The organism is Gordonia sp. NPDC003425 (genome assembly GCF_053588635.1).
Map to the genome: position 1 here is coordinate 18,663 of NZ_JBSFQI010000010.1, position 19,449 is coordinate 38,111.

The following is a 19,449-nucleotide window of genomic DNA, read 5'->3' on the forward strand; positions in this document are numbered from 1 at the left end:
CTAATGATCCGTCAAAAACATTCGCTGGATTTGTGTTCTTGCGGGTCCTAGCGTCGGGATCGTGACCAGTTACCTCCTCGCCGCGGTCGCCGGACTCCTCACCGGCGCCGGCCTCATCGTGGCCATCGGCCCGCAGAACGTGTATGTGCTGCGGCAAGGCGTCCAGCGCGCGCACGTCGACCCGGTCATCGCGGTCTGCGCCGTCTCCGACATCGTCCTCATCGTCGCCGGGGTTGCCGGTCTCGGCGCACTGGTATCCGCGCACCCCGCCGTGGTGACGCTCGCCAAGGTGCTCGGGGGCGCCTACGTCATCGTTCTGGGACTGCTCGCCGCGCGGCGGTGCCTGCGCGGCAGCGCCGCGATCGCCGCCGAACCCGCTGCGGCGGGCACCACGTCACGATGGGTCGCCGTCGGTGCCGCACTCGCGCTGACGTGGCTCAATCCGCACGTCTACCTCGACACGGTGCTCACCATGGGCGCCGTCGCGAACAGTCACGGCACGGGCAGATGGGCGTTCGCCGTCGGCGCGTGCGTGGCCAGCGTCGTATGGTTCACGCTGCTCGGCCGGGGCGGAAGCAGGCTGGCGCCGCTGTTCGCCAAGCCCCGCGCCTGGCAGATCCTCGACGCCGCGGTCGCGGTGATCATGGTCGGCATGGGCAGCGCGCTGCTGCTGTCGGCGTGAGGACCCGAGCCGAAAGTAGGGGAAGAATATTCTTCCCCTACCTTCGCGATCATCCCCGGGAATTATCACGGGGAAGGTGCGAAAAGCGGGGGAAGAATATTCCTCCCCTAGTTTCAGCAGCGGCCGCACACCGCAGCGGCCGTGCACCGCAGCCCACGTCAGCGTGCGCCGACGGCGACCGGGTCCTCGCGATCGGTGGGGGTGCCGTCGTCGATCGGGATCTTGCGGATCGCGGTGCCCTCGATGTCGACGTTGGGCAGGATGCGGTCCAGCCAACGGGGCAGCTTCCACGCCCAGTCGCCCATCATCGTGATCACCGCGGGTACCACCGCCATCCGGATGATGAATGCGTCGAAGAACACCGCTGCGGCCAGCGCGAATCCCATCATCTTGGCGATGGTGTCCGGCGCGAGCATGAACGCGGAGAACACCGAGATCATGATGATGGCCGCCGAGGTCACCACGCGTGCGCCGTGCTGGTACCCGACGATCACCGACTCCTTGGCGGACACGTCGTGCACGTACTCCTCACGCATTCGGGACACCAGGAACACCTGGTAGTCCATCGCCAGGCCGAACACCACGCCGATGAGGAAGATCGGCAGGAACGAGATGATCGGTTTGGTGTGGTCGATGAGCCCGAGGTGACCCTCCTGGAAGATCCACACGGTGGCCCCGAACGTGGCACACACCGAGAACAGGAAGCCGATGGTGGCCGTCAGCGGCACCAGCAGCGACCGGAACACGATGGTCAGGATGATGAACGCCAGGCCCACCACCACGATGAGGAACGGGATCAGCGCGTCGCTCAGCTTGGTGGAGATGTCGGACATGATGGCCGTCTGACCGCCGACATTCACCGTCGCGCCGTCGGGTTTGGTCGCCGCGAAGCCACGGATCTGGTCCATCAGTGCGTGGGTTTCCGGACCGGACGGTGACTTGAGCGGGGTCACCGTGATCAGTGCGGCGGTCGCCCCGGCCTGCGGATCGGCCTTGTCGGGGCCGTTGCCCACCCAGGTGACCTGTGCGGCGTTGGCGACGTTCGGCAGCGTCTTGACGTGTGCCACCACGTCGTTCGCGGCGGTGGCGACGTTGCCGCCGTCGGCGTCGCTGACCACCACCAGCAACGGCCCGTTGACGCCCTCGCCGAATCCGCGCTCGAGCAGTTTGGTGGCGGCGTACTCCTTGTCGCCGGTCGCATCCATGCCCAGTTCCATCTTGCTCATCGGGATCGCGGCGATCGCCAGCAGCACGAGGCCCACCAGGGCCACCGGCAGCGGGAAGCGGGTGATGAAGCGGGCGATACGCAGACCGTTCGACGGTTGTGAATCGGGTTCGTCGCCGCGGCGCAGCCCCGGGATGTGGGGTGTGAACACGAAACGGCCGAATGCGCCGAGCAGCGCGGGGATCAGCGTGATGGCACCGAGCACGGCCACCACCACGGCCAGGCCCGCGGAGATCCCCATCTGGGTGATGAACGGGATACCGACCACGCTGAGCGCACACACCGCGATCACCACCGTCAGCCCGGCGAACACGACGGCCGAGCCCGCGGTACCCACCGCGCGCCCGGCGGCGGCCTCCCGGCTGCCGCCCAGATTCAGTTCGGAGCGGTATCGGGACACGATGAACAACGCGTAGTCGATGGACACCGCGATCCCCAGCATCGTGATGATGGTGGTGGCGCTTTGCTGCACGTCGAACACCTTGGCGCTCAACGTGACCAGCAGCATCGTGATGCCGACGCCGAAGATGCCGGTGACGATCGGGATGAACGCCGCCACCACCGCGGCGAACGCGATGATCATCACGATGAAGGCGATCACGAAGCCCAACAGCTCCGACACCCCGCCCTGCTGGAACACCTGCATCAGCGAGCCGGTGCCCTCCACCTGCAGCCCGTTGCCGCGGTACTTGGCGAGCAGATCCTCGAACTGCTTCATGTCGGCCGTGGTGAGATCGCGTGCCTTGATGTTCTGCTTGATCTGGATGAGGCCGACGGTGCCGTTGTCTCCGAGCACCTTGGGAGCCAGGGCCGGTCTGGCCTCGGCCACGGTGACGGGGTTGGCGATGGACTGCGGGTCTTCCACGTGCGGGAGGGTGCGGGCCTCGGCCACCAACGCGTCGATCTGCGCGGTGTGGTTGGCCAGCCCGTCGGGGGCGGCCACCAGGATGCTCGTCGACGAGTTGAGCAGTTGTTCGTTGGCCGCCGGGAAGTCCTGCTTCATCACCGACATCGCGCGATCCGAGTCGGTACCGGGGAGTTCGAAATCGGTCGCGAACTTCGGCGCCAGTGCCGCGGTGAGCGCACCGAGCGCCACCAGCACCACCAGCCACGCCGAGATCACCCACCACTTGTGCCGAAACGCCGACCGTCCGAGTCGGTACAACCAGATCGCCATGTGATCCCTTCCGTGGTGGGTGACCGCCAGCCTATCGACTGTTCCTGATACGGGTTCACCACCAACTGCGCCGCCGGTCCTAGCATGTGAGCCATGTCACCGCTATCTCCGGGACGCGCCCGCCAGAACGACATCTACACCGCAGGGCTGCACGGTCGTACGCCGCGCGTCCCCACCGATTTCACCGAACTCGAGAGGCGCGCACGAGCCGCGATGTCGGAGCGGGCCTGGGCCTACATCGCCGGCGGCGCGGGCGCAGGACGGACGATGTCGGCCAACCGGGCGGCGCTGGACCGCTGGGCCATCGTGCCGCGGGTGCTGCGCGACGTGTCCCAGCGCAGCCTGGCCATCGAACTCTTCGGTGACCGGCTGCCCGCGCCGGTGCTGTTCGCGCCGGTGGGGGCCGGTGATCTGGTGGCCCGCGACGCCGATCGGCTGATCGGGCGCGCCGCAGCCGAACTCGGCGTGCCCTACATCTTCTCCAATCAGGGTGGGGTGCCGATGGAGTCCGTGGCCGCGGAGATGGACCGGGTGCGTGCGGGTGCGCCGCGCTGGTTTCAGCTCTACTGGTCCACCGACGACGCGCTCGTCGACAGTCTGCTCGCCCGCGCCGAACACGCCGGCGCCTCGGCGGTCGCGGTCACCCTCGACACCACGATGCTCGGGTGGCGTCCGCAGGATCTCAACCGGGGTTCGCTGCCCTTCGCGCGGGCCGAGGGCATCGCGCAGTACACCTCGGACCCTCGCTTCGCCGAGATCGTCGAGCAGCGTGTGGCGGCCGACGACGGCGAGCGCCCCGAGATCTCGACCGGAGCCATCCGCACCCTGTTCGCGATCGCCCGCAACACGCCGGGATCGTTGCTGCGCAATCTGATTCGCCCGCAACCACGCACCGGGGTGCAGACCTTCCTGGACATCTACTCCCGGCCGTCGCTGAGTTGGGAGCAGATCGAGAGTCTGCGGACCCGCACCCGCCTGCCGATCGTGCTCAAGGGGATTCTGCATCCCGACGACGCCCGACGCGCCGTCGACGCCGGGGTCGACGGCATCATCGTCTCCAACCACGGCGGCAGACAGATCGACGGCGCGATCAGCTCGCTCGACGCCCTCGCGGCCATCGCGCCGGTTGTCGACGGCGCGATCAAGGTGCTCGTCGACTCCGGAATCTATTCCGGCGCAGATGTTTTCAAGTCGATCGCGCTGGGCGCCGATGCGGTGTGCATCGGCCGGCCGCACATGTACGGCCTCGCCATCGCCGGAGCCGCGGGCGCCCGCGACGCGGTGGCCGACATCATCGCCGAACTCGACCTCACCCTCGGGCTGGCGGGATACACCTCGGTGCGTGAGGTGAGCACCGACGCGCTCGCCAAGCTGGGATGAACGTGGCGATGACGATATGTTGGTTGCCATGAGCGGTGTGGGCGCGGAGGTGGGTGAGCAGACCGGCCGCTGGCGTGACTTCGGTGAACCCGACCTGCCCGTTCCGCTCGCGGCCGCGCTCGCGGCGTTCGCCGAGCACGGCTATCACGGCACCTCGGTGCGCGAGATCGCGGCGCGCGCGAACCTGTCGGTGCCCGGCCTCTATCACCACTACCCGTCGAAGCAGTCGCTGCTGCAAGGGGTACTCGAGCGCACCATGACCGATCTGCTGGCACGGTCCGAGCAGGCGATCGCCGAGGCCGGTCCCGAACCGGTCGACCAGTTCGACGCGGTGGTCGAGTCGCTGCTGCGATTCCACATGTACCGCCGTGAGCAGGCGTTTGTCGGGTCCACCGAGATCCGCAGCCTCGACGATTCCTACCGGCACACCTATATCGGGCTGCGGGATCGCCAGCAGCGGATGGTCGACGACATCGTGTTCGCCGGGGTGGACGCCGGCGATTTCCGCACCCGCTACCAGAAGGACGCCAGCCGCGCCGTCACCACGATGTGCGTGGGCGTCTCCACCTGGTTCAAGCTCGACGGCGAGTTCGGCGCGGATGAACTGATCTCCCGCAATCTGCAGATCGCCCGCGACGCGGTCGGCTACGTCGAGCGCTGAACCGGCATCTGAACCCTTGACGTGGCCCGCGGGGCTCTGGCATGGTGACGCCTACCGAGCGATCGGTCGGTCCCTGAGGAGGAACATGTCCATCGACTTGCGGTACGGCCCCGAGGTCGACGACCTGGTGAAGCGGACGTCGGCGTTCATCCGCGAGGTGGTGTTACCCATCGAGAACGCCAACAACGGTGACATCACCGCCGCCGGCGGCGACGACCTGCGGCGCGAGTTGAACCGGCAGGCCAAGGACCTGGGGATCCTCGCACCGCACGCACCGGTCGAGTTCGGGGGCGCCGGACTCTCGATGTCGGATCGGGTGCCGGTCTTCGAGGCGGGCGGTTACTCCACCTTCGGGCCCGCCGCCCTGCACATCGGCGCACCTGACGAGGGCAATGTGCACATGCTCGCCCATATCGCCGACGACGAACAGAGACTGACCTACCTCGCACCACTCGCCCGCGCAGACGTGCGCTCGGCCTTCGCCATGACCGAGCCCGCGCCCGGCGCCGGATCGGACCCCGACGCCCTGCGCACGCAGGCCACGCGGGTCGACGGCGGCTGGAAGATCAACGGGGAGAAGCGATTCATCACCGGCGCCGACGGCGCCGGCTTCTACATCATCATGGCCCGCACCGCCGGCGCCCCCGGTGATCGCGGCGGGGCCACGATGTTCCTGGCGCCGGGCGACACCCCGGGAATCGAGATCACCCGCCACATCCACACCACCGACCGGGCCATGATCGGCGGCCACTGCGAGGTCCGGTTCACCGATGTGTTCGTCCCCGACAAGGACGTGCTCGGCGAGGTCGACCAGGGATACCGATACGCGCAGGTACGCCTGGGGCCCGCCCGGATGACCCATGTGATGCGGTGGCTCGGGGTGGCCGTCCGATGCCACGAGGTGGCCGTCGACTACGTCGCGCACCGTGAGGGGTTCGGCGGCACGCTCGGCGACCTCGGCATGATCCAGCAGATGGTGGCCGACAACGAGATCGACCTCGCCGCCGCCCGTGCTCTGCTGGTGCAGGCCTGCCACGAACTCGATCTGGGCAACCACGCGTCCACCGAGACGTCGATCGCCAAGACCTTTGCCGCCGAGGCCTATTCGCGGATCGTGGACCGCAGCATCCAGATGTGCGGCGGACTCGGCGTGTCCGACGACCTGCCGCTGGCCCGGCTGCAGCGGGAACTGCGGCCCTTCCGGATCTACGACGGACCCTCGGAGGTGCATCGCTGGGCCATCGCCCGTCGCGCGGTGGGGCGGGCACGCAAACAGCGTCAGTCCCGCGATCACGGGGCGAGCTGATGGCCACCGCGCTTGCTCTGGAACCCGAACTGCTGCAACGATTCCTGGTCGATCAGGGGGTGCCGGTGGCCGGGCCGCTGCAGGTGCGGCTGATCAGTGGCGGCAAGTCGAATCTCACCTACACCGTCACCGACGGGGCGCATACGTGGGTGGCGCGTCGGCCACCGACGAGCGGCCTCACGCCGTCGGCCCACGACATGGGCCGTGAATGGGCGGTCACCTCGGCACTGGCGCACACCGATGTGCCCGTCGCCGCGCCCGTCGCGTTCGACGCGGACGGATCGGTCCTCGGCGCCCCCTGCACCATCGTCGAATTCGTCGACGGCACCGTGATCCGCACCGCCGACGACCTCGCCGCGCTCTCCGACGACGACGTCGAACGTAACGCCGACGCCCTGATCGCCACGCTCGCCGCCCTGCATGCCGTCGACTACGAGGCGGTGGGCCTCGGCGAGTTCGGGCGTCCCGCCGGATTCGCGCAACGGCAGGTGCGGTTGTGGGCCCGGCAGTGGACCCACGTGAAGACCCGCGACCTCGACGACGTCGATCGGCTGGTGGGTGCGCTCGGTGAGCGGGTGCCCGCGCATGCGGGCACCGCCGTGGTGCACGGCGACTACCGGGTGGACAACACGATTCTGGCTTCTGGTGATCCGGGAACCGTTGCCGCGGTGGTCGACTGGGAGATGTCGACACTCGGCGACCCGATCACCGATGTCGCCCTGATGTGTGTGTACCGCGCCCCGGTGTTCGATGCCGTCCTCGGTTTCACCGCCGCGTGGACCAGTGACCGGTACCCGACGGCCGACGAGATCGCGCACCGTTACGCGGCGGTGAGCGGCAACGATCTGGGCGACTGGTCGTTCTATCTCGCTCTGGCGAACCTGAAGCTCGGCGTGATCGCCGAGGGGATCAGCCACCGTGCGCGCGCGGGCGCATCGTCGGGCGAGGGATCGGAGAACGCGGCGGAGGCCACCGGCGAATTCATCGCGGCGGGTCTGCGCGAACTGTCACGCTGAGGCGCGCGATCTCAGCGGAAGGTGGCCACGCCGCCGTCGCGGTCGGAGAGGTGCGCGTATTCGTTGGTCGACACCACGGTCACGCCGCTGCGTCCCACGATCAGCTTGCTGAACGACGCATTGACCATCGAGCGGGCCAGCACCGGCCACCGCCGTGGCGGCACCTCCCAGAGGTCGGCGATCCACTGGGTGATGGTGCCGGCCGACGACACCACCAGCACCGTCTGTCCGCTGCCGGCCAGTTCGGTGGCCCGTGCGGCCGCCGCGGCCACCCGGGCGCGGAACTGCGGGTAGGTCTCACCGGCACTCGCCGACGGGTCGTCGCCCATGCTGGTCTGATCGATCCAGTGGGCCAGCCCGGCGTCGAGGCGCTGTTGATAGGAGCGCGAATCGGCGAACTCGTCGGCGGTCGCGGCGCCGACCAGCGCGGGTAACGAGTACTCGTTCCAGCCCGGATCGACGATCGGGGCGGGTGCGGAGCCGAAGCGTGCGAGCACCGCCGAGAGCGTTTCGGTTTGCCGGGCCAGATCGCCGCTGATGGCCGCGGTGAAGCCGCCCACCTGCGAGGCGAGCAACGCCCCCGTCAGTCCGGCCTGCACCAGGCCCTTGTCGGTGAGGCCGGGCCCCATCGAAGCATCGACGGTCTCGCCGGTCACCCCGTATGCCGTCGGGTTGGCCTGGCCGTGGCGCACGAGATAGATGGTTCCCATGCGGTCCGAGACTATGCGGTCGGATTCGGAGCGGCCGCCCTACCCCGCCGCTGTCGGTGGCCGCCTAGTGCCAGGGACTCGGTGCGGTTCTGGCCGGCGCGTCGTACGGCGCCGGGGGCAGGCCGAACCGGGCGAAGTCCTCTTCCATCGTGTCGCTGAAGAATGCGACCACGTGGGCCACACTGCCGGACTCGTCGGTGTCGCGGACCTGCAGGTCGAGCACTTGGAGCTGGAACGGGCGGTGCACGCCGTCGGGTTCGCGCATGTACAGGCCGAACGCAGCCTGTCCATTGGCGATGGCGGGCAGCAGGATCTGATCGCCCGGCCCGGAGGCGGGACAGTTTCCGCGGATCAGGGCGGCGATGGCCTCGGGGCCCTGATACCAGCCGGTGTACGGCGGCATCTCCCAGATCGCCTTGTCGGTGAACATGGCCACGATCGCGTCGACGTCGTAGCGTTCGAACGCCGACACGTATTTGGCGAGCAGCTCCCGTTTCGCCTCGTCGGCCAGTGCGCCCGGTGAATCCTGTTGCGGTCGAACGGTTTTCATCTGCTCCCGAGCCCGTTGCAGCAGACTGTTGACCGTGGCGGTTGTGACGCCGATGGTGTCGGCGACCTCGGCCGCGCGCCACTGCAACACGTCGCGCAGGATGAGCACCGCACGCTGACGTTCGGGCAGGTGTTGCAGGGCGGCGATGAAGGCGAGCCGGATGGATTCGCGCGCACCCACCACGTAGGCCGGATCGGCGTCGGGTCCCGGCGTGATCTCGTCCACCGTTCCGGCGAACGGCTGCAGCCACGGCACCTCGTTGTCGGTGAGCAGGGTGTCGGTGGGATCGAACGCATCCCCGCCGAGTCCGGAGGGCAGCGGACGGCGTTGCGTGCTCTGCAGCGCCGTCAGGCAGGTGTTGGTGGCGATCTTGTGCAGCCAGGTGCGCATCGAGGCCCGGCCGTCGAACGTGGCGTAACCGCGCCAGGCGCGCAGGTAGGTCTCCTGGGTGAGGTCCTCGGCGTCGTGGTGAGATCCGGCCATGCGGTAGCAGTGGGCCAGGATCTCGCGCCGGAACGGTTCGGCGGCCGCGAGGAACTCGGTGTCGGAGATCGGGTTGGTGGATGCAGGCATGGCCTGGGTGGACATGTGTGCCAGATTACGTCAGCGCACCGACAGCCTCCACCGCGCGCAGTCGCCGAGTTTCACCCAGCGTGCGCCCAACCCATCCCAGAGCGCCGACCACGGCCTATCGTCGCCGGTGAACGCGTCTGCCGTCGTCTGCCACGGCCGTGACCTGCGATGTCATGGCCGGGCACGGGGTTGCGGGTGGTGGCCGTCGATTGCTAGCTTCGAGCCCATGACGAGCGAGCAGGCCCGCGCCGCGGCCCCGATCCCAGAGGTGACGTACATGATCACCGCGCTGGGCTGTCGGCTGCCGCTTGCTCGCGTTCTCTGTTGTTGTCGAATGCGCTGAGTCTCTCGTCCCGAGCACGTCCCCGCATTCCCTCCGGGCGCCTATCCGCGTCTGCCTGACGCCCTCACGCCATGGGCGAGGGCCGCGCCGCCCGGTTCCCGACAACACCACCGAGGAACATCCATGACCGCAACCGTCGATCACCCCCTGCCTACCGCTACCCTTTCGACACCGGTGCGAAGGCCGGTCTCGCGGCCGTCCGGGCCGCGTCAGCCGCTCGGCCGGGCGCTGCCCGTGCCGTCGGAGACCGCGCGCGGGGTGAAGGGAGGCCGGTCCATTCAGATTGCGACCCCACGCCTGGAACTCTCCGACAAGCCCGCCGCGCTGGTGCTACGCACCGCACGACTGACGGGTCCGGTGTTCCGTGACGACGCCGCAGCGGCCACCGGCCTGTCCATTTCCACGGTGAACCGCCAGGTGGGTGCCCTGCTGAAGGCCGGTTTGCTGCGCGAGCGCGCCGACCTGGCACCCGCCGGGGCCATCGGCAGGCCACGGCTGCCGTTCGAGATCAACGTCAACGACTTCCTCACCCTCGGCATCCACATCGGCTACCGCGTCACGTCCATCACCACACACGATCTGCTTCATCGCGTGGTGGGTGCCATCCAGATCCCCACCCCGATCGCCGACAACCCCGAGCAGACGCTCGCCGCCATCGGCGACAGCGCCCGGCGGTTCGCCGCGCGCTGGACCAGCCGACGGGTGCTGTGGGCCGGCGTGGCCCTCGGCGGACGCGTCGCCCCCGGGGGGTTTGTCGATCACCCGCGACTGGGCTGGTCCGGGGCACCGGTGGGCAGCGTCATCGCCGAGGCGGTGGGCCTGCCGGTGTCGGTGGCATCCCACGTGGAGGCGATGGCGGCGGCCGAACTCGTGGTCAACCCCGAGGACAAGCGGTCGAGCTTCCTCTACTTCTACGCACGCGAGATGCTTGGTATCGCGTTCAGTGTCGACGGCTCGGTGCACACCCCCGCCGCGGGACCGCCGGTCATCGGCCACTTCCCGACCGGGGGCACCACGCTGCTCGACCCGAATCGCACCGGCCGCCTGGAGCCGACGGCCAGCGACACCGGTGTCGTCGAAGCGGCCACCACCCTGGGCCTCGACGTCTCCGACATCGAGGGCGTGCACGCCCTGGCCCGCGGTGGTGACGCCACCGCACGCGCCCTGCTCGAGGAGCGCGCGCAGGTGCTGGGCCGCACCGTGGCTCTCGTCGCCGACATCTTCAATCCCGACCATGTGATCCTCGGTGGCCAGGCGTTCACCGACTATCCCGCGACCCTTCCGCTCGTCGCCGCGGCCATCCGGGACACCTCGGTGGTGCCCAAACGTGATGTGCGGGTGTCGCATTCGGGAATCACCGTGCAGCAGCAGGCAGCCGGTGCGGTGTCGTTGGACGCGGTGTACAACGACCCGCTCGAGGCGCTGGCCGCCACCGCCTGAGCACATAAACGCCACGATCCGCCACGAACACCACGCACGCGCAGTGTTCGTGGCGAGAGTCGGGGTTTCTGCGGGGCCGGGTTCAGTCGGCGGTGCGGCGGGCGTAGTTGCGCAACGCGAACGGGGCGAACACCAGGGTGAGGATCACCGCCCAGATCAACGTCGACAACTCGGGGTACCGCAGTGGCAGGGCGGCCTCGGGACCCGCGGCCGGTCCGTTGCCCCACAGCACGCGCATCGCCTGCACCAGCGACGACATCGGATTCCATTCGGCGATCGTGCGCAGCCACGGCTGCATCGCGGCCGTGGGCACGAACGCGTTGGACACGAACGTGATCGGGAACAGCACCGAGAACATGAACCCGTTGACCGCCTCCACCGACCGCAGCCAGGACCCGATCATCACGCCGAACCAGATCATCCCGAACCCGAAAAGCAGCACCAGCAGGAACCCGAGCGCGCCCTCACCGACGGACGTGGTGATCCGCCAGCCGATGATGAGCCCGGTGATGGCCATGACGACGATGCCGATGGACGAGTGGATGAGGCTGGCGATGCTGCGTCCGATCAGCACCGACGACCGGCGGATGGGCAGCGACCGGAACCGGTCGACGATGCCCTTCTCGATGTCGGCGGTGATGCCGGTGGCGACGATGAACGCGGTGAACACGATGGTCTGACCCATGATGCCGGGCAACAGGTATTCCTTGTAGCTGACATCGGGGTCGCCGGTGCTGATCGCCGGACCGAACACGTACGCGAAGAGCACCACGAACATGATCGGCTGGATGGTCACGTCGGAGAGCATCTCGGGCATCCGGCGGGTGTGGATCAGGTTGCGTTTCACCATGATCCACGACTGTTGGGCGAGGTTCGTCTGGTGTGTGGTGGGGCGCTCGGCGATGGCGGAGGCGCCCGCGACGGTGGCGGTCATGAGGTTCTCTCGGTCGGTGTGGGCGCGGCGGCGTCACCGGCGCCGGGGTTCGGGGAATCGGTGTTCTCACTCTGCTCGGCACGGTGTCCGGTCAGCGAGAGGAAGACGTCGTCGAGGCTCGGGCGGGCCAAGCCGATGTCGTCGAGCGCGATCCCGGACTCGTCGAACCACCCGGCAACCCGGGTGAGATCCGACAGGCCGGCGGCCGCGGTGGTGAGCTTGCGGGCACCGCGGTCGACGAAGACCTCGTTGCCGCTCTTGGCCAGCAGCGCCTCGGCCTCGGCGAGGAGTTCGGCGTCGGACACCGTCACCACCACACTCGCGGCGCCGGCCTGCTCCTTCAGCTGCAGCGGCGTGCCCTCGGCGATGATGCGTCCCCGGTCGATCACCACGATGTTGTCGGCGAGCTGGTCGGCCTCCTCGAGGTACTGCGTGGTCAGCAGCAGAGTGGTGCCCGCGGCGACGAGCCCGCGCAGCACCTCCCACAGCTCGGTACGGCTACGGGGGTCCAGACCCGTGGTCGGCTCGTCGAGGAACAGCACCGGCGGGGCGGCGATGAGGCTGACGGCGAGGTCGAGCCGCCGCCGCATCCCACCGGAGTAGGCCTTGACCTCCTTGTCCCCGGCGTCGGTGAGCGAGAAACGTTCGAGCAGTTCGTCGGACCGTTTCGCCAGTTCGCGGCGGCCGATGCCGTAGAGGCCGCCGATCATGCGGAGGTTCTCGCGGCCGGTGAGGATCTCGTCGACCGTGGCGGCCTGACCGGTGAGACCCATGTTGCGGCGCACCATCTCCGGTTCGGTGACCACGTCGTACCCGGCGATCCGGGCCGAGCCGCTCGTCGGCAGCGACAGTGTGGTCATCATCCGGACCGTGGTGGTCTTGCCCGCCCCGTTGGGGCCGAGCAGGCCGAGCACCGAACCGGTGGGGACACGGAAGCCGACACCGTCGACGGCGGTGAAATCGCCGAAACGTTTGACGAGATCCACCGCCTCGATGGCGATGGACTCGGGGGACGCGGGTGCCTGATGAACAGGTGATGCGGTGGACTGTCGCATAATTCTCCACGGTATCGATCGACTCGGACAATGACGACGGGTTTTTCCGTCATGAGACCGACCGGACGCCGCCCCGGAAGTCATCGGTGCCGCGGGTCTAGGCGACCGGCTCGACCCGCTCCCTGGTGGTGGGGTCGTAGTACTTGTTCGCCTCGAGCACCTTCGCGCGCAACCGCCGGTATCCGCGCACCGACAGCGGCGAGATGGAGCGAACGTAGAACCGCTCGTCGTCGGCCAAGTCGTCGGCCACCGGTTCGCTGACGAGAGTCGTTCCGGGACGGGCAGATTCACACAATCTGGCGGAGATGTTCACCGCCTCGCCGAACACGTCGCCCACGCGGCTGAGGATCTGGCCCCTGGCCAGTCCGATCCGCAACTGGGGGATCACCTTGCGCTCGCCGAGTTCCTGGACGTCGAGTGCGGTCAGTGCGGCCGATGCGCTGTCGGAACAGGTGAACATCACCCCGTCTCCCAGTGTCTTCACCACCCGGCCGCCGTGCCGGGTCACCGCGCCGAACGTCTCCTCCTCGAATGACTCCAGGAGTTGTTCGAGATCGGCGAGCGCGGTGCGACGCGACATGCTGGTGTATCCGACGATGTCGGCGAAACCCACGACGAGTTCCATCCGTTCGTCGGATTCGCGTGCCTCGTCGCGCTCGAGTGCCTGGTCGAGATGTCGTCGCCAGATGAGCGTCTGGATCGCGCTCAGCGCGGAGGCCATCTGGTCCAGCGTCCACGGCACGTCGGGATTGCGTTCGAGTTCGGTGAGGATCTCGGCCTCCCAGTCGGCCAGCCGTGACATCGACTGGCCGATGGCCCGTGCCATGGCCACCTGGGCGTTGCGCGGCAAGGTGTGCTCGCTGTCGGCAAACATCGCCAGCGCGGTCACCTCGTCGGCGGTGAAGATCTTGTCCGGGGACTGATGCCTCGCGAAACCGAAAGCGTTCCACATCTTCTCGGCGTACTCCTGCGACAGGCCCAGTTCGCTCACCAGTTCGCCGCGGGTGAACTCGGGTCGTCGCGCGCCGGTCATCGACGGCCCGTAGGTCGCACTGCGGTGCACCACGTCATGGGGGTAACCGTATCGGGAAACCGCTGTTCGTCCACAGAGGTCACCGATAGTGGGGCCAACCTGCACCGGTACATCCGAACGGGCCGTGCGGTGACCTTTCTGGCGGAAGCCCACTCAGATGTCGAGGACGCCCTTCATCAGAAAGCACATCTGCGCGCCGAAATCGGGTCGCGAGGTACCGCGCCGCATCCGGACCGCGTCGTTGACGATCGACAGCGCGGCGTGCACCGCCACCGCGCCCTGATCCATGCGAAGTCCGGGGTGCACGCGTGCGAGCAGGTCGATCCAGCGTCGTACGTAGCGGCGCTGCACGTCGAGCAACCCCGTCGCGGCCGGTTGTCCCGCCATCACTCCCGAACTGTTGAACGACACCGACAGATCCGGTGTGGAGGTGATCACCGTGACGTAGGACTCCACCAGCAGGCCGAGCAGTTTCGCCGGGTCGGCGGTGGAGGCCTGCGCGGCCATCACGCCCGCCTCCAGCCGCATCGCACTGCGTTGCCCCATCCCCACCAGGATCGCGAGCTTGGAGGAGAAGTGTTTGTAGACGCTCGGGCCGGTGATTCCCACCGCAGCGCCGATCTCGTCGATCCCCACATCGGTGTACCCGCGGTCGGCGAACAACGCGGCCGCCGCGTCGAGGATCTCGTCGCGCCGCGACACCGGCAGCCCGGCGACCGGCGCCGGCACCGGCAACGCCGGCGCGGCACCCGGATCGAGTGCCAGCAGCCGGTTGGTGAGCGTGGCCAGTTCGGCGTGCGCGCGCGCCGACGACATGCGGGTGCGATGCACCGACAAACTGCCCGCGACGCTCAGCGCCGCCCACGCCAGCGCCCGGCAGTCCCGCTCGTCGACGCCCGGGCGCTGCGCGGCGATCGCGATACCCCACCGGGCCAGCACCCCGCGAGTACGAGCCACCACCAGAGCATTCTGCTCGTCGGTGAGGTAGTTGCTGGTCCAGCGCCACAACGACACCGACTCGGGGTGGCGAACCCCCAGATCGCACAGGATGTCGACCAGCTCGGGGATCGGCCGCCCGGGATCGGCGAGAGCGCGGTCGGTGCACGCCTCGAGATCGTCGACACCGGCCAGGACCGCGGCGCCCAACAGCGCCTGCTTGTCGGTGAAATGGCGATACACCGACGGCGCGGTGACCCCGGCCGCGCGGGCCACGTCGGCCACCGAGACATACGGGTAGCCGCGCTCGAGGAACAGCGACGCGGCATGGTCGACGAGTTGTCGCTTGCGGTCGGCGGGACGGGCCCGACGAGGTGCGCCCGAGGCGTCGCGGACCGGTTTCTCAGTAGGCATTGTGAATCGACCATAGCTCACATCGGGTGACCGAGGTGACAACGTGACCACCCGCTATGGTCAAACAAGTTATTCCGGGTTAGCCTCGAAGGGTAACCATCGCCGGTTCGTGTGAAAGGAACATTCGTGCCCGATCAAGCATTCATCTACGAGGCGATCCGCACGCCCCGTGGCAAGCAGCGCGGCGGATCGCTGCACAGCATCAAGCCGGTCGATCTGGCCTCCGGCCTCATCGACGAGGTCATCGCCCGTCACGGCAGCCTCGATCCCACCGAGGTCAACGACGTGATCCTCGGCGTGGTGTCGCCGGTCGGTGAGCAGGGCGCCGTGATCGCCCGCACCGCCGCACTCAACGCAGGCCTCGAAGGCGTGCCGGGCACCCAGATCAACCGTTTCTGCGCGTCGGGTCTGGAGGCCACCAACCTTGCGGCCGCCAAGGTCGCGTCCGGCTTCGACGACCTGGTGCTCGCCGGTGGCGTCGAGTCGATGTCGCGGGTGCCGATGGGTAGCGACGGCGGCGCCCTGTTCATGGACCCCGCCACCGCCTACGACAACTACATCGTGCCGCAGGGCATCGGCGCCGACCTGATCGCCACGATCGAGGGCTTCAGCCGCGACGACGTCGACGCGTTCGCCGCCGAATCGCAGGAGCGTGCCGAAAAGGCATGGACCGGAGGCTACTTCGCGAAGTCCGTGGTCCCCGTCCGCGACCTCAACGGCGTGCTGGTCCTCGACCACGACGAGCACCGCCGCCCCGGTACCACCGCGGAACAGCTCGGCAAGCTCAAGCCCGCGTTCGCCGCACTCGCCGAGATGGCCGGCTTCGACGACGTGGCGCTGCAGAAGTACCACAGCGTGGAGAAGATCAACCACGTCCACACCGGCGGCAACAGCTCCGGCATCGTCGACGGCGCAGCCCTGGTGCTGCTCGGCAGCGAGGAGGCCGGCAAGCGCAACGGCCTCACCCCGCGCGGACGCGTGGTCAGCTTCGCCGAGGTGGGTAGCGAGCCCACCATCATGCTCACCGGTCCCACCCCGGCCACCGAACTGGCGCTGAAGAAGGCCGGGCTCACCGTCGACGACATCGACGTGTTCGAGCTCAACGAGGCATTCGCCTCGGTGGTCCTCAAGTGGATGAAGGATCTGAAGATCCCGCACGAGAAGGTCAACCGCAACGGCGGCGCCATCGCGATGGGTCACCCGCTCGGTGCCACCGGCGCGATGATCTTCGGTACCTGCCTCGACGAACTCGAGCGCACCGGCGGCCGCTACGGCCTGGTGACCCTGTGCATCGGCGGCGGCATGGGTGTCGCGACGGTCATCGAGCGTCTCTGACCCTTCGAGACGCTCGCAAGCTCGCTCCTCAGGGACCGGAACTACACAAAGGAACTTTTGAAAAGCAATGAGTGACAACATGATAGCCTGGGAGAAGGACGCCGACGGAGTGGTCGTCCTCACCATGGACGACCCGAACCAGGGCGCCAACACGATGAACCAGCTGTTCATCGACTCGATCGCCGCCACCGTCGACCGTCTCGAGGCCGAGAAGGACGACATCGCCGGCGTGGTGCTCACCTCGGCGAAGAAGACCTTCTTCGCCGGTGGCGACCTCAAGGACATGACCGCCGAGCGGACCGGGTCCAAGGAAGAGCTCGCCACCGCGATCAGCGAACGCACCAACGGCATGAAGAAGGTGCTGCGCCGCCTCGAGACGCTCGGCAAGCCCGTCGTCGCGGCCGTCAACGGTGCCGCGCTCGGCGGTGGCCTCGAGATCGCGCTGCACACCCACTACCGTGTCGCCGCGGACGTGAAGGGCAGCCAGCTCGGCCTGCCCGAGGTGACCCTCGGCCTGCTGCCCGGCGGCGGTGGTGTGGTGCGTACGGTGCGTCTGCTCGGTATGCAGAACGCGCTCATGGGCGTGCTGCTGCAGGGCCCGCGTCTCAAGCCCGCCAAGGCCAAGGAGATCGGTCTGGTCGACGAGGTGGTCGGCTCGGTCGACGAGCTGCTGCCCGCCGCCAAGGCGTGGATCGCGGCGAACCCCGAGGCCGCACAGCCGTGGGACAAGAAGGGCTACAAGATCCCGGGCGGTGCCCCCACCAACCCGTCGGTCGCGGCCAACCTGCCGGCCTTCCCGGCGTTGTTGCGCAAGCAGATCAAGGGCGCCAACATGCCCGCGCCGCGTGCCATCCTGGCCGCCGCGATCGAGGGTGCCTACGTCGACGTCGACACCGCCGACCTCGTGGAGACCCGCTACTTCGTCTCGCTGGTCACCGGCCAGGTGGCACAGAACATGATCAAGGCGTTCTTCTTCGACCTGCAGCACATCAACAACGGCGGCTCGCGCCCCGAGGGCTACCCGAAGTACACCGCCAAGAAGGTCGGCGTGATCGGTGCCGGCATGATGGGTGCGGCCATCGCATACGTGTCGGCCAAGGCCGGCATCGACGTGGTCCTCAAGGACGTCAGCCTCGAGGCCGCCGAACGCGGCAAGGGGTACGCGGTCAAGCTGGAGGAGAAGGCACTCTCGCGCGGTAAGACCACCGCGGAGAAGAGCGAGGAACTGCTCGCCCGCATCCACCCGACCGAGAAGGCCGAGGACTTCAAGGGCGTCGATCTGGTGATCGAGGCCGCGTTCGAGTCCGTCGAGGTCAAGAACAAGGTGTTCGCCGAGATCGAGGACATCGTCGAACCCGACGCGATCCTCGGGTCCAACACCTCCACGCTGCCGATCACCATCCTGGCGCAGGGCGTCAAGCGCCAGGAGGACTTCATCGGTATCCACTTCTTCTCGCCGGTCGACAAGATGCCGCTGGTGGAGATCATCCGCGGTGAGAAGACCTCGGATGCGGTGCTGGCCAAGGTGATCGACTACACGCTGCAGATCCGCAAGACCCCGATCGTGGTGCACGACAGCCGCGGATTCTTCACCAGCCGCGTGATCGGCACCTTCATCAACGAGGCCATCGCGGCCGTCGGAGAGGGCATCGAGCCCGCGTTCATCGAGCACGCGGGTAGCCAGGCCGGTTACCCCGCGCCGCCGCTGCAGCTCTCCGATGAGCTGAATCTCGTTCTGATGCAGAAGATCCGCAAGTCCGGTGAGGATGCCGCCAAGGCCGAGGGCACCGAGTTCCCGCAGCACGGCTCGTTCGCCGTCGTCGACTACCTCGTCGAGCAGGGCCGTCCCGGCAAGAAGGACGGTGCGGGCTTCTACACCTACGACGAGAACGGCAAGCGCACCGGACTGTGGCCGGGCCTGCGCGAGAAGTTCAACTCGGGCTCCACCACCATTCCGTTCGAGGACATGCAGGAACGCATGCTGTTCGCCGAGGCACTCGAGACCGTCAAGTGCATCGACGAGGGCGTGATCACCTCGGTGCCCGACGCCAACATCGGTTCGATCTTCGGCATCGGCTTCCCGGCGTGGACCGGCGGTGTGGTGCAGTACATGAACCAGTACGAGGGCGGCCTGCAGGGCTTCGTCGACCGTGCCCGCGACCTCGCGTCGAAGTATGGCGAGCAGTTCGAACCGCCGCAGTTGCTGGTGGACAAGGCGGCCAAGGGTGAGAAGTTCTGACCCGTCGCTGACCTGAACCGATCGTCTCTGGATCGATCATCACCGAAGGCCCCGGCCGGACCCGTTCCGGCCGGGGCCTTCGGCGTAGGTCGGCCCGTGCGCAGAGGTAGATTTGCCCGGGTACAGAAGTATTGCTCGGGCGCACAGGAGGAATCATGAAACTGTCGATCCGAAATCAACTGCCGGGCATCGTCACCGAGGTCCAGATCGGGGTGGTGTCGGCGGTGATCCACGTCCGGCTGAAAAACACCGACTACATTGTCACGTCGTCGATCACCAAAGAGGCGGCCGAGGACCTCGAACTCGCCGTCGGCAAGGACGTGACGGTGCTGATGAAGTCCAGCGAGGTGAGCCTCGGAGTGTGAGGCGCCCCGTCGTCGCCGCGACCCGCCCCTACGCGCTGCCGACGGGCAGCCGAGCAGATGCGGAGATGTTACGGT

At 68.0% G+C, this 19,449-nt stretch carries 16 protein-coding genes; 9 read left to right on the forward strand and 7 right to left on the reverse strand.

The annotated features are described in order from the left end of the window. Positions 1-61 precede the first annotated feature (61 nt). The gene (locus tag ACWDTD_RS13330; protein ID WP_449747590.1) at positions 62-682 is read left to right on the forward strand and encodes a LysE/ArgO family amino acid transporter; all 621 of its coding nucleotides are present in this window, start codon (positions 62-64) and stop codon (positions 680-682) included. Between the two features lie 158 nt (positions 683-840). On the opposite strand, the gene ACWDTD_RS13335 is transcribed toward ACWDTD_RS13330, so the two are convergent. Further along, positions 841-3,084, reverse strand: coding sequence for an MMPL family transporter (locus ACWDTD_RS13335; protein ID WP_449747591.1), 2,244 nt, complete (start codon positions 3,082-3,084; stop codon positions 841-843). 93 nt (positions 3,085-3,177) lie between these two features. Between ACWDTD_RS13335 and ACWDTD_RS13340 the strand changes: the two genes are divergently transcribed. From ACWDTD_RS13340 to ACWDTD_RS13355, 4 genes are all read left to right on the forward strand, one after another. Continuing rightward, positions 3,178-4,464 (forward strand): alpha-hydroxy-acid oxidizing protein, encoded by a 1,287-nt coding sequence (locus ACWDTD_RS13340; protein WP_449747592.1) that lies wholly within the window; start codon positions 3,178-3,180, stop codon positions 4,462-4,464. Between the two features lie 16 nt (positions 4,465-4,480). Then, entirely contained in the window at positions 4,481-5,125 is a 645-nt protein-coding gene (locus ACWDTD_RS13345) for a TetR/AcrR family transcriptional regulator (RefSeq protein WP_449747593.1), read from the forward strand. Positions 5,126-5,210: 85 nt separating this feature from the next. Next, positions 5,211-6,431: an acyl-CoA dehydrogenase family protein gene (locus tag ACWDTD_RS13350; RefSeq protein ID WP_449747594.1), complete on the forward strand. Its 1,221-nt coding sequence runs from the start codon at positions 5,211-5,213 to the stop codon at positions 6,429-6,431. Further along, positions 6,431-7,447 carry a phosphotransferase family protein gene (locus tag ACWDTD_RS13355; protein ID WP_449747595.1) on the forward strand — a complete coding sequence of 339 codons (1,017 nt, stop codon included), beginning with the start codon at positions 6,431-6,433 and terminating at the stop codon, positions 7,445-7,447. The genes ACWDTD_RS13350 and ACWDTD_RS13355 overlap by 1 nt, the downstream gene beginning before the upstream one ends. Positions 7,448-7,458: 11 nt before the next feature. Here the strand turns inward: ACWDTD_RS13355 and ACWDTD_RS13360 are convergent, their stop codons facing one another. Further along, entirely contained in the window at positions 7,459-8,157 is a 699-nt protein-coding gene (locus ACWDTD_RS13360; RefSeq protein ID WP_449747596.1) for a histidine phosphatase family protein, read from the reverse strand. Between the two features lie 64 nt (positions 8,158-8,221). After that, positions 8,222-9,295 (reverse strand): sigma-70 family RNA polymerase sigma factor, encoded by a 1,074-nt coding sequence (locus ACWDTD_RS13365; RefSeq protein WP_449747597.1) that lies wholly within the window; start codon positions 9,293-9,295, stop codon positions 8,222-8,224. 451 nt (positions 9,296-9,746) lie between these two features. Between ACWDTD_RS13365 and ACWDTD_RS13370 the strand changes: the two genes are divergently transcribed. Then, on the forward strand, positions 9,747-11,063 hold the full coding sequence (locus ACWDTD_RS13370; RefSeq protein ID WP_449747598.1) for an ROK family protein: 1,317 nt from the start codon (positions 9,747-9,749) through the stop codon (positions 11,061-11,063). 82 nt (positions 11,064-11,145) lie between these two features. Here the strand turns inward: ACWDTD_RS13370 and ACWDTD_RS13375 are convergent, their stop codons facing one another. The 4 genes from ACWDTD_RS13375 to ACWDTD_RS13390 all read right to left on the reverse strand — a co-directional run bounded on the left by ACWDTD_RS13375 (position 11,146) and on the right by ACWDTD_RS13390 (position 15,435). Continuing rightward, positions 11,146-11,997 (reverse strand): ABC transporter permease, encoded by an 852-nt coding sequence (locus tag ACWDTD_RS13375; RefSeq protein ID WP_449747599.1) that lies wholly within the window; start codon positions 11,995-11,997, stop codon positions 11,146-11,148. Next, the gene (locus tag ACWDTD_RS13380; protein WP_449747600.1) at positions 11,994-13,052 is read right to left on the reverse strand and encodes an ATP-binding cassette domain-containing protein; all 1,059 of its coding nucleotides are present in this window, start codon (positions 13,050-13,052) and stop codon (positions 11,994-11,996) included. The genes ACWDTD_RS13375 and ACWDTD_RS13380 overlap by 4 nt, the downstream gene beginning before the upstream one ends. Before the next feature lie 97 nt (positions 13,053-13,149). After that, positions 13,150-14,085 carry an adenylate/guanylate cyclase domain-containing protein gene (locus ACWDTD_RS13385; RefSeq protein WP_449747699.1) on the reverse strand — a complete coding sequence of 312 codons (936 nt, stop codon included), beginning with the start codon at positions 14,083-14,085 and terminating at the stop codon, positions 13,150-13,152. A gap of 153 nt (positions 14,086-14,238) precedes the next feature. Then, on the reverse strand, positions 14,239-15,435 hold the full coding sequence (locus ACWDTD_RS13390) for a TetR/AcrR family transcriptional regulator (RefSeq protein ID WP_449747601.1): 1,197 nt from the start codon (positions 15,433-15,435) through the stop codon (positions 14,239-14,241). 126 nt (positions 15,436-15,561) lie between these two features. On the opposite strand from ACWDTD_RS13390, the gene ACWDTD_RS13395 reads away from it, so the two are divergent. The 3 genes from ACWDTD_RS13395 to ACWDTD_RS13405 all read left to right on the forward strand — a co-directional run bounded on the left by ACWDTD_RS13395 (position 15,562) and on the right by ACWDTD_RS13405 (position 19,374). Then, positions 15,562-16,770: an acetyl-CoA C-acetyltransferase gene (locus ACWDTD_RS13395; protein ID WP_449747602.1), complete on the forward strand. Its 1,209-nt coding sequence runs from the start codon at positions 15,562-15,564 to the stop codon at positions 16,768-16,770. Between the two features lie 67 nt (positions 16,771-16,837). Then, complete coding sequence (locus tag ACWDTD_RS13400) at positions 16,838-19,009, forward strand: 3-hydroxyacyl-CoA dehydrogenase NAD-binding domain-containing protein (RefSeq protein ID WP_449747603.1); 2,172 nt, start codon at positions 16,838-16,840, stop codon at positions 19,007-19,009. Between the two features lie 155 nt (positions 19,010-19,164). Beyond that, a complete protein-coding gene (locus tag ACWDTD_RS13405; RefSeq protein ID WP_449747604.1) occupies positions 19,165-19,374 on the forward strand; it encodes a TOBE domain-containing protein in 210 nt (69 codons plus the stop codon). Positions 19,375-19,449: the final 75 nt, after the last annotated feature.